The organism is Brucella sp. NBRC 113783, from assembly GCF_040372265.1.
GTDB lineage: Bacteria > Pseudomonadota > Alphaproteobacteria > Rhizobiales > Rhizobiaceae > Brucella > Brucella teleogrylli.
Genome location: NZ_BAABRX010000010.1, coordinates 58,324 through 70,137 on the forward strand (window position 1 = coordinate 58,324; position 11,814 = coordinate 70,137).

Here is an 11,814-nt window from a genome sequence, read left to right on the forward strand (position 1 = left end):
GTCGGCTGTGGTTGACAAATGGGGCCAGCAGGCTTTTTTGGGAGCCGGAAAACGGGTCTGGCTGGCAGGGTTGTGGTGGTCTTAAAGGCCGAACCGCGCCTTCAATTTCCGAAAATGCTCTTTGATCTCGTCCGCGAGGAGGTCGTCCAGTTCCCGAATGTGACTGAGGGCATGCAAGCCGACCTGCCTGATCTGCTCCATGGTCAGACCGATTGCTTTCAGCGCGGCGAGCCCCTTCAGCAATGCGCCGATTCTCTCGCCCGCAACACTGCCGGCTGCGTTGGCGACCCAGCTGAGCAATCCGCCTTCGGTGCTTCGTGCCATGACATCATTGGCGTTTGCCAATTCCGCCGCGCCCGGGATTTTGTCGAACAGGCGCGCCGCAAGGTCTGGCCTCTCATGTTGCACGACGGAGAACATGATCCCCGCAACGCGTTCGGCGACCGCAGAGTCGATGCCGGTCTTCAATGCGACGCTATCGATGATGGACTGGACGGACATTTTATCCTGCGTGATCCGGGCGGTGTTGAATGCCCAGAATGATCAGGATCGTTGCGGCTTTCTACGGTCAGAAAAGACAGGAGCATGCAGGAGCACCGGACCGCAACTGTTCTGTCCTTGACGCCCGGGTGATGAGGGGCTGATGCGATTGCCGTTACCATTGAGACCAAGCTGCGTGGAGCCTTGGGAACAGGTAATCCGCCGGACCTTCCGCATCCTGGCAATTACCTGCTGACGCGAGAAGCTTGGGCTGATGCCCAAGCTCCATCTGTGAGTTCTTACTTAAATGGGCACCACTTGCCGAAAGGTGTTACGATGCAAATAATGCTCTTGGCCTGGCCGTCCGCGGAAAGCTGGCTCTGAGAATCCTGAAGAGGGCTTGCATAAGATTGCCCAGCAGTAGCAGCCATGGTTGCAAGTGCAAGTGTCGTGTATACAAAATATTTCTTCATAATATAGATCCTAATGTTAATTTTAAAATTAAATGTTAATTAATGCATCTAGAGTTAAGCACAATGTTTTTCGATTTATACATTCCAATAATGAATTATTTTTTTGCAAGATATTTCATATTCGTTTGAAATTGATCTTATTGGCATGCTTTGTCAAAAAAGCACGGCGTCAATAACGATTGAGTGCGGCCTGAAATTTCTGCGTAAATCTGTGGCGCTGTCTGGAACGCCCGGTGTTCTTCCCTTCGCGAGCGTCAGCATGTCGTCTGACTGATATGGGATAGAATAAAGAAAAATCTGCGGGAGGCGTTGGCGGAGGACGTTCATGCGCTACCCGCAGACAATCGACCTCTTTATAGTCCCGATTTGCGGGGCGAGCATAACTCTCGGCTATCAACGCATATGGGAAGCTTGAGATCTGCGGAATTTGGGTTCGATACTTGCTGCGCTTTTAACGCGTTAGCATTCGCATCTTTAACAAACGAATATTTTTGCCCGAATGCCAGTGCTATAAGCGCCGTCGCCAGAAATATGAGAAGTGAATTCATAGGAATATCCTTATGCTTATTGGGTGCCACTTGCGTTTATGAATACCAGCATTCGAGATGGAGAAATCCCTTCTCGTAGAAGCAAAACAAATCGTTGATAAGGCCGCGCACCGCTTGATCCGGGCGCATATCTGCAGTCATTGCAGCGGCGGCGGAATAGTTTGTTTCGGCAATTAAAGCGCTTGAAACAATTGAAAGAATGAAGATATACTTACGCATATTTTTCTCCTTTTCGCTATATTGCGATTTTATTGAAAACACATAATTTATTTTACTTCGATATCCAATATAGAATTAAATTTATATTCACAATTATTCAAATTTCGATAAATGCTGTATTTATTGAAATAGCGTCTGTCGGCTGCCTGTTTTTCTTTTCCGGTGCAAAAAATCCCCGGCTGGAGGGGGCAGCCGGGGTGGAGTTCAGGCAAGGAAGGCATGGGGCAGAGAGCCGGTCAAAGCCTTTTGAAGGCGTTGGCCGGGGTGGGATTGCTGCCGCCGCCACCGGCATGAAGAATAGTTATGGTGGCGACGGCGATTGTCAGGATCGTCATCATTTTTCGTGAGTGACGATGACGGGGATCAAGAGATCGCCCCAGTTACCGCCGCCATTCCCGTGTTGCCGAAGGCACACAAAATAAAAGAACATGGTGGCGACGGCGATTGTCAGGATCGTCATCATTTTTCGTGGGTGACGATGACGGGGATCAAGAGATCACCCCAGTTACCGTCGCCACCATGATGCCGGGCGGAGCGGACCAGTTCCACCGAGACGCCTGCCTCGACCGCCTTCATGACGGTGTAGTTGAGGCGATGCAGATCGTTGGCGAGCATGCGGATAACGGTCTGCTGATCCGTGGTCATGCTTGACGATTGTTCTTCTGCTCTTTCCTTGACGCGTGCTGGCGAATTCATGGAACTGTTCCTCCTGTTTTATGGCCGGTGTTACTCAGCAGCCGGTCTGAACTGTGCTGTTTCAGTTGATTCCTTCATGGCGGTGGTCGAAGACTGGCCGCCGGTGATTGCAAGCGACACGGCATCGAAATAGCCGGTGCCGACTTCGCGCTGATGCTTGGTCGCGGTGTAGCCGTTGGCTTCGGCTGCGAATTCCGCCTGTTGCAGTTCGGAATAGGCTGCCATCTGCCGGTCCTTGTAGCCGCGTGCCAGTTCGAACATGCCGAAGTTGAGCTGGTGGAAACCGGCCAGCGTGATGAACTGGAACTTGTAGCCCATCGCGCCCAGCTCGCGCTGGAACTTGGCAATCGTGGCGTCGTCGAGGTTCTTCTTCCAGTTGAACGACGGCGAGCAGTTATAGGCGAGCTTCTTGCCCGGATGCACCTTGTGCACGGCTTCCGCGAAGCGGCGAGCCTGTTCGAGATCCGGCTTGGATGTTTCCATCCAGATCAGATCGCAATAAGGCGCATAGGCAATCGCACGGGCGATACATGGCTCGATGCCGTTCTTCACCTGATAGAAGCCTTCCGCCGTGCGGCCCGCATCGTAATCGACAAAAGGCTTGTCGCGCTCGTCGATGTCCGAGGTCAGAAGCTTGGCAGCTTCCGCATCCGTGCGGGCGATGACCAGCGTGGCCGTGCCCATCACATCTGCCGCAAGGCGCGCCGCGTTGAGGTTACGGATATGCGCTGCCGTCGGGATCAAAACCTTGCCGCCAAGATGGCCGCACTTCTTTTCCGAAGCGAGCTGGTCTTCATAATGCACGCCTGCTGCGCCGGCCTCGATGAAAGCTTTCATGATTTCAAAAGCGTTCAGTGGTCCGCCAAAGCCTGCTTCGGCATCGGCGACGATCGGGGCAAACCAGGTGTCGACCGAAAGTCCCTTGCCTTCGGCGGTTTCGATCTGGTCGGCGCGCTGCAAGGTCTTGTTGATGCGCTTGGCCAGTTCCGGGGCCGCATTGGCCGGGTAGAGAGACTGGTCCGGATACATGGCCGAGGCCGTGTTGGCATCCGCCGCAACCTGCCAGCCGGAGAGGTAGATCGCCTTCAGTCCGGCGCGAACCATCTGCATTGCCTGATTGCCGGAAAGCGCGCCCAGCGCGTTGACGAAATCTTCCTCATGGATCAGCTTCCAGAGGCGGTTCGCGCCCATTTCAGCCAGCGAATACTTGATCTCCACCGAACCGCGCAGCCTTTTTACATCTTCGGCCGTATGCGCACGTTCGATACCGTCGAAACGACCCTTGGGCGCCGAAGGAATAAGGCTGTAAAAATCTGTCATTTCGGTGTCTCCTCACACTTATCACTGGTTTTTCAAGAGCGGTTGGTCGCTGCTCTTTCTGTGACTGAATTTACATTCGCAGTCGGTGGGACGCTAGAAAAAGCAGCAAATACGCCTGATAATTGAAGTTAAGCTGTCGGAACTTTGACGGACTGGCTCTGTAAATTTGTAAAGATTGTCAAAAGTAGAATTTACGGCTATTTTGTCATGAATTGTAAAAGTCGCCGTTGCGGGTTTGGGAGGACGGAGTTGAGCGAACGCAAGATTTTTGCCGGACCGCGCATCAGGCGTATTCGCAACGAGCGGTCCCTGACGCAGACGGCTATGGCCGAAGCGCTCGGCATTTCACCGTCCTATCTCAACCTGATCGAGCGCAACCAGCGGCCCTTGACGGTGCAGCTGTTGTTGAAGCTCGCCAGTGTTTACAAGCTCGATCTCGATAGTTTGCAGGCAGAAAGCGGCGCGACGATCACCGGACTGAAGGAAGTGTTTTCCGATCCGCTTTTGACCGGCGAATTGCCGGGCGATCAGGAACTGGTGGAGATTGGCGAGGCGGCCCCCAACGCAGCTGTGGGTATAATGAAGCTTTATCGCGCCTATCGCGAACAGCAGCAGCGCCTGTCCGATCTCTCGCAATTGCTGTCGCATGAGGGGAGCGCTGCGCAGCTTTCCGCCACGCGCCTGCCGCTGGATGAAGTGCGCGATGTGATGGCGCGACGGCCCAATCATTATCCGCGTATCGAGGAAGAGGCGGAAAGTTTTTTCGCGTTGTTGAAGCCGGATGGCGATCTGTCGGCAGCTTTGAAGGATTGGCTGCGGCGTGAGCATGGCATCACGGTGCGCACATTGCCTGTCGCTACCATGCCCAATTGGCGCAGGCGCTATGACCGCCATTCGCAACGCCTGTTCATTTCGGAGCGTCTGTCGCCTTTCGATCAGTTGCAGGAAATCGCCATGGAGGCGGCGCTGATCCGTATGCAGGTGGTGATCGGCGCAGAGACCGAAGGGCTGAAACTGTCTTCCGGTGAAGCAAAGCGCATCGCCCGGTTCGAGCTGGCGCGCTATGCCGCGCAGGCGCTGATGATGCCCTATCGCCAGTTTCGCGATGCTAGCGTGCGGATGCGCTATGATGTCGATGCGCTGCGCTCGCGATTTGGCGTTTCGTTCCAGCAGGCGGCGAGCCGGCTGACGACCTTGCAGCGGCAGGGGGCGAGCGCGCTGCCCTTCTTCGTGATGGAAATCGACCATGCCGGCAATCGGCTGCGCGTTGCAGGCGCCGAGGGGTTTCCGGCGCGGTTTGGCGGCCAGTGCCCCAAACTGCCGGTCTATGCGGCTTTTGCGCAGGCGGGGCAGGTGCTGGTCGAACCGGCGGAACTGCCAGACGGGACGGCATTCCTGACCATTGCCCGTACGCTCGAAGGGCCGCAAGGCGCATTTAATGAGCGCCCGCGCCGCACCGCGATCCTGCTTGGCTGCGCGCTCGATGCGGGGGAGGAAACCGTTTACGGCGGAGCTATCGCCAAGGCTGGCAATACAGGGATCGGCCCCGCCTGCCGTTTGTGCGAGCGGCAAGGCTGCGTGACCCGCGCCGAGCCGCCGCTGACGCGTCCGCTGGGGCTGGACGAGATGGTGGCGGGGCTTTCGGCATTCGACTTTCAGTGACCATAAAAACACGAGTGCATTTTTTATGTTCGTGATGGCCGCAGGCGGTTGACGAAACCGGTGCAATCTAAAAAAGTGCAATCAAGGAATAGTATATCCAAACCTGTACCTGCACCGGAAATGAGCGTGTAGAATGGAGCAAAAAATGGGGATCAAATCCTTCCTTCTGGCCACAACCGTCGTGACGAGCGTTGTCGCCGCCGCCACATTCTCCGCCAGCGCGCAGGAGCGGGTGGTCAATATCTATAACTGGTCGGATTATATCGACGATTCCATCCTGAAGGATTTCACCAAGGAAACCGGAATCAAGGTCGTCTACGACGTCTATGATTCCAACGAAATCCTCGAAACCAAGCTTCTGGCTGGTGGCAGCGGTTACGATCTCGTTGTCCCGTCGGGCGAATTCCTGGGTCGTCAGATTCCAGCTGGCGTGTTCCTGAAGCTCGACAAGGACAAGCTGCCGAACCTCAAGAACATGTGGGATGAAATCTCCACCCGCGCTGCCACCTACGATCCGGGCAACGAATACTCGGTCAATTATATGTGGGGCACGACCGGCATCGGCTACAACAAGGCCAAGATCAAGGAAGCGCTCGGCACGGATACCATCGATTCTTGGGATGTGCTGTTTGACCCCGAAAAGTCGGCCAAGCTGAAGGATTGCGGCATTTATCTGCTGGATTCCGCCAGCGAAATGCTGCGTCCGGCCCTGAATTATCTCGGTCTCGATCCGAATTCGCCGTCGCCGGACGATCTGCAGAAGGCGCAGGACCTTTATCTGAAGATCCGTCCGAATATCCGCAAGTTCCATTCGTCGGAATATATCAATGCGCTGGCCAATGGCGATATCTGCATGGCGATTGGCTATTCGGGCGATATTTTCCAGGCGCGTGACCGCGCCGAGAAGGCCAATCAGGGCGTCGAGATCGGTTACTCGATCCCGAAGGAAGGCGCTTTGATGTGGTTCGACCAGATGGCGATCCCGGCTGACGCCAAGCACGTGCCGGAAGCGCTGGAATTCATGAATTACATCATGCGTCCGGAAGTGGCGGCCAAGGCTTCGAACTATGTGTTTTACGCCAACGGCAACAAGGCGTCGCAGGAATTCATCGACAAGGAAATCCTTGAAGATCCGGCGATTTATCCGACGGACGACGTCATGAAGAAGCTGTTCGTGCCGACGCCTTACGACACCAAGACCCAGCGCGTCGTTACCCGTGCCTGGACCAAGATCGTCACAGGCCAGTAATAATCGAACGCTAGAGCATTTCCAGCAAAAGTGCGTAGCGGTTTTGCGTAGGATAATGCGTAAAAATAAATAGATAGAGCGGTTGCCCGATTCCGTTTTAACCGGAGCCGCTCTAAGTCGGGGTGTGATCCCGGAATGCCCTTGGGCATGACATTGTGAAGAGCGGCTCACTGTTGGACAGAGAGCCGCTCTACGTCTTGTAAAACCTGACGAAACATCGGGCACGGCTAGATCGATAGGGGAACGGAATGGAATCTTTTGGCAGCTTTCGCCGCAAATTTGCACCCTGGAACGATCCGGCGGCCAAGCCCTATATTTCTTTCGAGAATGTGACAAAAATCTTCGGCGATTTCACTGCCGTCGATGATCTGTCGCTGAATGTTTTCAATCGCGAATTCTTTGCGCTGTTGGGTGCTTCCGGCTGCGGCAAGACCACGCTGATGCGCATGCTGGCAGGCTTTGAGGAGCCGACATCGGGTCGCATCACGCTGGACGGTCAGGACATGCGCGGCATTCCGCCTTATAAACGCCCGGTCAACATGATGTTCCAGTCCTATGCGCTGTTTCCGCATATGACGGTGGAGAACAATATCGCCTTCGGCCTCAAGCAGGACGGCATGGCGAAATCTGAAATCGATGCGCGCGTTGCCGAAATGCTCAAGCTGGTGAAGCTGGAGCAATATGGCAAGCGCAAGCCGCATCAACTGTCGGGCGGCCAGCGCCAGCGCGTCGCGCTCGCCCGCTCCGTCGCCAAGCGCCCCAAGGTGCTGCTGCTCGACGAGCCGCTTGGCGCGCTCGACAAGAAGCTGCGCGAGGAAACCCAGTTCGAACTGATGGATTTGCAGGTCAAGCTCGGCATGACCTTCATGGTCGTGACCCACGATCAGGAAGAAGCCATGACCATGTCCGACCGTATCGCGGTCATGGACAAGGGCCGCATCAAGCAGGTGGCGACGCCAGCGGAAGTCTATGAAGCGCCGCGTTCCAAATTCGTGGCCGACTTCATCGGCAATGTGAATATCATCGAAGGTGAAGTCGTGAAGGCCGCCAATGGCGAGGCGGAAATCGCCACCGAAAAATTCGGCTTCCATATCCAGACCGAAACCCGCGAGGAGCTCAATCCCGGCCAGAAGGTCTGGTATGCGGTGCGCCCGGAAAAGACCCGCATCTCGCGCAGCAAGCCGGAAGAGGCTGCGGTCAACGCCGTCGAGGGCGAGCTTTGGGATATCGCCTATTTCGGCGACATGACGGTTTTCCACGTCCGCCTCGACAATGGCCGCACCATCAAGGCCGCGAGCCTCAACGCGGTCCGCAAGACGGAAAATCCGCTGACCTATGACGAGCGCGTCTGGGTCTCTTTCGATACCGATGCCGGTCTGGTGCTGACCGCCTGAGGAGGGCAAGACCATGCAGAAGCTGATCGCTTCCATTGCCAGCCGCCTCGTCATCACGGTGCCCTATTTCTGGCTGCTGGTTTTCTTTCTCGTCCCGTTCTTCATCGTCTTTAAGATTTCCCTGTCGGAAGTCGCGATGGCGATCCCGGCCTATATGCCGACTTTCGATCTGACGCAGGGCTTTGCGGCGAACTGGGAGAAGATCAAGCAACTCTCCTTCGATAACTATTTCTGGCTGCTCGACGATCCGCTTTACTACAAGGCCTATCTGTCGAGCGTCCGCATCGCAGCCATTTCGACCTTCCTCACGCTGCTTTTGGCCTATCCGATGGCCTATGGCATTGCGCGCGCGCCGACGACGATCCGCCCGACGTTGCTGATGCTGGTGATCCTGCCGTTCTGGACCTCGTTCCTGATCCGCGTCTATGCGTGGATCGGGATTCTGAAGCCGGAAGGTTTGCTGAACCAGTTCCTGATGTGGCTCAACGTGATCGATACGCCGCTCAACATTTTGAACACAGATACGGCGGTCTTTATCGGCATCGTCTATTCCTATCTGCCCTTCATGGTGCTGCCGATCTATTCGTCACTCGAAAAGATGGATTATTCGCTGATCGAAGCGGCGCAGGACCTGGGCTGCACGCCGTTTGCCGCCTTCTGGAAAATCACTTTTCCGCTGTCGCTGGCCGGTGTTCTGGCGGGCTGCTTCCTTGTCTTCATCCCGGCTGTCGGCGAGTTCGTGATCCCCGATCTTCTGGGCGGATCGCAGACCTTGATGATCGGCAAGACGATCTGGAGCGAGTTCTTCTCCAATCGCGACTGGCCAGTGTCGTCCGCTGTGGCGGTGGTATTGTTGATCCTGCTGATCGTGCCGATTGTGATCTTCCAGCAGGTGCAGGCGCGCCAGCAGGAAAAGGGGAAATAAGCGATGAACAACAACTGGTCCCGTTTCAATATCGCATCGGTGGTTGTCGGCTTCGCCTTCCTCTATCTGCCCATCGTGCTGCTGGTCATCTATTCCTTCAACGAATCCCGGCTGGTGACCGTCTGGGCAGGCTTCTCGACCAAGTGGTATGGGGAACTGTTCCGCAATCAGGCGCTGATGGATGCGGCATGGGTGACGATCCGCGTCGCCTTCCTGTCGGCAACGATTGCAACCGTGCTGGGCACGCTCGCGGCACTGGCGCTGACGCGCTATACCCGCTTTCGCGGTCGCATCCTGTTTTCCGGCATGGTCTATGCGCCGCTGGTCATGCCAGATGTCATCACTGGTCTGTCGCTTCTGCTGCTTTTCGTGGCGATGAATTTCGACCGCGGTTTCTGGACGGTCACGCTGGCGCATATCACATTTGCCATGTGTTTCGTCGCCGTCGTGGTGCAGTCGCGTCTGGTGAGCTTTGACCGTTCGCTGGAGGAAGCGGCGATGGATCTTGGTGCGCCGCCAGTTACAACCTTCATGAAGGTCACCCTGCCGGTGATCCTGCCTGCCGTGGTGTCCGGCTGGATGCTGGCTTTCACCCTGTCGCTCGACGATCTGGTGATCGCGAGCTTCACGTCAGGGCCGGGCGCAACCACCCTGCCGATGAAGATTTACAGCCAGGTGCGCCTTGGCGTGACCCCGGAAATCAACGCGATCTGCACCATCCTGATTGGGCTGGTGACCACAGGTGTCATCGTCGCATCCATCGTCAACAAGCGCCGCGAAGTGCAGCGCCGCCGCGATGAGCAGGCGGCATTCCGTATGTCTTAAACAGGGGGGAAGGGGCTTTATTGCCCCGATCCGCCCGATCCCGCCGATCCCATTGAGGACGGGGAAATGAAAGGCCGGTCCCAGGAACCGCCGACAAAGAAATGCAGCGGCGGCTTGGCGGGCGTGGCGTTTTCAGCTGGCGCGGGCGCTGGCTGGCCTTCCGTTCCTGCCTGCGGTTGCTGTTGCGGCGTTTCCGGCTGGCTGTTGGGGAAGATGACTTCGCCGCTCAGCGCAAGACTGCGATCCACGAAAGGCACGATGCCCGCCAGATTGAGCGTGCCATCCGATGTGTCGAGGCGCGCGCTTTCCAGCGATGCCACGCCTTCGGAAAGATTGGCCTTGAGGTCGAGCCGGTTGAAGGCCAGCGCAACATTATCTTTCCGTTCCAGCGCGAAGAAGCGCTCGCTCTCAGCCTTGGTCAGAAAATCCTGAACGGCAAATCCCTGCATCTGACCGTTGTTCAACTGCACGGATACATTGCCCTGCGCGCCGGAAAGCAGGCTGGACCAGCGATTGACCGGCCCCTTCATGAACAGCGAAACATTGCCCTTGCCGCTGATGAACGGCTTTTCGAAACCAAGCGCGGTGAGAAACTGTGTGCTTTCAATATCGCTGGCGTTGAACCGCAATTCGCCCGTGGCGCTCTTGAGATCGCGCACGATCTGCACATTCGTCTGCAAGGTGCCATTGAACGCTTTGGCGTCGCCAATGTCGAAAATTGCGCGGCCACCGCGAATCTGGATCGCCGCCGCAACACCCGTCAGCGCCACAGGGCCTGCCGTAGCATTCTGGGCGGAAAGGCGCAGGTCGAATTCGGAGCGGTCGAAGAAGCTGGTATTGATGGTGTCGACATTGCCGCGATCATTCGGCGCGCGCGCGGTTGTATCCGGCAAGGGCACGAAAGCGGCAAAAAGGCTGCGCAGGTCCAGCTTGTCGAAGGCGAGTGTGCCCGTGACGGCGGGCTGTTCCTGTTCGAGGCCGATCTCGATCACGCCTTTGGCGAGGCTGTCACCGGCGGTCATGTTCACATCGGCAAATTTCCAGCGCTTTGGCGTGGCGGTGATGGTGGATTCCAGCGAGAAAGCCCCGACTTCCGAGCTGCCGGCAATCGGCGGCAGGCTCAGCCACCGCACCGCGCCGCTCAAGGACGGCGTCTTGGCGCTGAGGTCCCCTTCGAAGAAGCGGTCTTCCGAAATATTGGCCTTGCCCTGAAAGGTCAGGCTCAGCGGATTGGCCGTGAGGCTCGCCGTTACGTCGGACGTGCCGCCTGCCAGAAGCGGCAAAGCCTGCGCTGCCGTGATGCTGAATTGCGATTCTTCGTTGCGCCATTTGCCGCTGCCGCGCAAGGTCGCTGCGCTCGACGTCTGGGGCCATTCCAGCGTCATGTTCACATTGGTCAGCTGTTCGTCTTTCGCGGTGTCTGCGCCGTTTTCGGCACGCGGAAACGAAACCGTGCCATCGCGCACCACCACACGGCCAAAAGGCTGCGATGCCTGTTCGGTGGCCTGCGTGTCGTTGTTCGTGCCGCGCTGTTGCAAGGCGCGCTGGGCGCGGATGGCCGTGCCAAGCCGACCGTTGGAATTGGCAATGGCATCGAGCAAGGCAGGGAAATTGGAAACCGGCCCATCAAGATTGACATGCGGGCGCACGATCTGCGTTTCCGAAAAGGAGATATGCCCCATGATCGCATCGAGCGGCGACAGTTCCACATCGATGCGGGCAGCGCTCATGAAGGGTTTCTGGCCCTGATCCGTCATCTTGCTCAAGGTGACGCCGTTCAGCGAAGCGCGCAGCATGGGGAACACTTTGAGGCGCGGGGCTTCGCGCAATTCGACACTATAGCCGGTCCAGGCGCTTATTTCCTGCGCCACACGCACGCGGATTGCGTCGGTCGAGACGATGAAAGGCACCACGGCCAGCAAGGTCGCTGCTGCCGCGGCACAAAGAATGACGAGCGCGATGACAAGGCGTGCGAATTTAGGCCAGCGCATCAACCATCCGATCCCTAATTCCCCTTACTATC

Annotated in this window: 11 protein-coding genes; 6 read left to right on the forward strand and 5 right to left on the reverse strand. The window is 56.8% G+C overall.

Annotation, left to right across the window (positions count from 1 at the left end):
* Positions 1 to 81: 81 nt before the first annotated feature.
* The gene (locus tag ABWW11_RS21810) at positions 82 to 501 is read right to left on the reverse strand and encodes a hypothetical protein (RefSeq protein WP_109367041.1); all 420 of its coding nucleotides are present in this window, start codon (positions 499 to 501) and stop codon (positions 82 to 84) included.
* Between the two features lie 1,036 nt (positions 502 to 1,537).
* Positions 1,538 to 1,720, reverse strand: a complete 183-nt coding sequence (locus ABWW11_RS21815) for a hypothetical protein (protein WP_109367042.1) — start codon at positions 1,718 to 1,720, stop codon at positions 1,538 to 1,540.
* 32 nt (positions 1,721 to 1,752) lie between these two features.
* Here ABWW11_RS21815 and ABWW11_RS21820 point away from each other — a divergent pair, with 32 nt between their 5' ends.
* Positions 1,753 to 2,067, forward strand: a complete 315-nt coding sequence (locus ABWW11_RS21820) for a hypothetical protein (protein WP_124916082.1) — start codon at positions 1,753 to 1,755, stop codon at positions 2,065 to 2,067.
* 112 nt (positions 2,068 to 2,179) lie between these two features.
* Here the strand turns inward: ABWW11_RS21820 and ABWW11_RS21825 are convergent, their stop codons facing one another.
* The gene (locus ABWW11_RS21825; RefSeq protein ID WP_006473055.1) at positions 2,180 to 2,416 is read right to left on the reverse strand and encodes an SMc00767 family acetate metabolism repressor; all 237 of its coding nucleotides are present in this window, start codon (positions 2,414 to 2,416) and stop codon (positions 2,180 to 2,182) included.
* 30 nt (positions 2,417 to 2,446) lie between these two features.
* Positions 2,447 to 3,736 carry an isocitrate lyase gene (gene aceA, locus ABWW11_RS21830; RefSeq protein ID WP_109367043.1) on the reverse strand — a complete coding sequence of 430 codons (1,290 nt, stop codon included), beginning with the start codon at positions 3,734 to 3,736 and terminating at the stop codon, positions 2,447 to 2,449.
* Positions 3,737 to 3,985: 249 nt separating this feature from the next.
* On the opposite strand from aceA, the gene ABWW11_RS21835 reads away from it, so the two are divergent.
* The 5 genes from ABWW11_RS21835 (at position 3,986) to ABWW11_RS21855 (ending at position 9,791) form a co-directional block, all read left to right on the forward strand.
* Positions 3,986 to 5,398 (forward strand): helix-turn-helix domain-containing protein, encoded by a 1,413-nt coding sequence (locus ABWW11_RS21835; protein WP_109367044.1) that lies wholly within the window; start codon positions 3,986 to 3,988, stop codon positions 5,396 to 5,398.
* Between the two features lie 145 nt (positions 5,399 to 5,543).
* Positions 5,544 to 6,647 carry a polyamine ABC transporter substrate-binding protein gene (locus ABWW11_RS21840; RefSeq protein ID WP_109367045.1) on the forward strand — a complete coding sequence of 368 codons (1,104 nt, stop codon included), beginning with the start codon at positions 5,544 to 5,546 and terminating at the stop codon, positions 6,645 to 6,647.
* A gap of 248 nt (positions 6,648 to 6,895) precedes the next feature.
* Entirely contained in the window at positions 6,896 to 8,041 is a 1,146-nt protein-coding gene (locus tag ABWW11_RS21845) for an ABC transporter ATP-binding protein (RefSeq protein ID WP_121539089.1), read from the forward strand.
* A gap of 13 nt (positions 8,042 to 8,054) precedes the next feature.
* The gene (locus ABWW11_RS21850; protein WP_109367047.1) at positions 8,055 to 8,966 is read left to right on the forward strand and encodes an ABC transporter permease subunit; all 912 of its coding nucleotides are present in this window, start codon (positions 8,055 to 8,057) and stop codon (positions 8,964 to 8,966) included.
* A gap of 3 nt (positions 8,967 to 8,969) precedes the next feature.
* Positions 8,970 to 9,791: an ABC transporter permease gene (locus ABWW11_RS21855; protein WP_109367048.1), complete on the forward strand. Its 822-nt coding sequence runs from the start codon at positions 8,970 to 8,972 to the stop codon at positions 9,789 to 9,791.
* A 17-nt stretch (positions 9,792 to 9,808) separates the two neighbouring features.
* On the opposite strand, the gene ABWW11_RS21860 is transcribed toward ABWW11_RS21855, so the two are convergent.
* Entirely contained in the window at positions 9,809 to 11,782 is a 1,974-nt protein-coding gene (locus tag ABWW11_RS21860) for an AsmA family protein (protein WP_109367049.1), read from the reverse strand.
* Positions 11,783 to 11,814 lie beyond the last annotated feature (32 nt).

Coding starts and splice junctions, on each gene's coding strand:
- ABWW11_RS21850 (WP_109367047.1), top strand. CDS start 8,055: ATGCAGAAGCTGATCGCTTCCATTGCCAGCCGCCTCGTCATCACGGTG.
- aceA (WP_109367043.1), bottom strand. CDS start 3,736: ATGACAGATTTTTACAGCCTTATTCCTTCGGCGCCCAAGGGTCGTTTC.
- ABWW11_RS21845 (WP_121539089.1), top strand. CDS start 6,896: ATGGAATCTTTTGGCAGCTTTCGCCGCAAATTTGCACCCTGGAACGAT.
- ABWW11_RS21840 (WP_109367045.1), top strand. CDS start 5,544: ATGGGGATCAAATCCTTCCTTCTGGCCACAACCGTCGTGACGAGCGTT.
- ABWW11_RS21855 (WP_109367048.1), top strand. CDS start 8,970: ATGAACAACAACTGGTCCCGTTTCAATATCGCATCGGTGGTTGTCGGC.
- ABWW11_RS21825 (WP_006473055.1), bottom strand. CDS start 2,416: ATGAATTCGCCAGCACGCGTCAAGGAAAGAGCAGAAGAACAATCGTCA.
- ABWW11_RS21810 (WP_109367041.1), bottom strand. CDS start 501: ATGTCCGTCCAGTCCATCATCGATAGCGTCGCATTGAAGACCGGCATC.
- ABWW11_RS21815 (WP_109367042.1), bottom strand. CDS start 1,720: ATGCGTAAGTATATCTTCATTCTTTCAATTGTTTCAAGCGCTTTAATT.
- ABWW11_RS21860 (WP_109367049.1), bottom strand. CDS start 11,782: ATGCGCTGGCCTAAATTCGCACGCCTTGTCATCGCGCTCGTCATTCTT.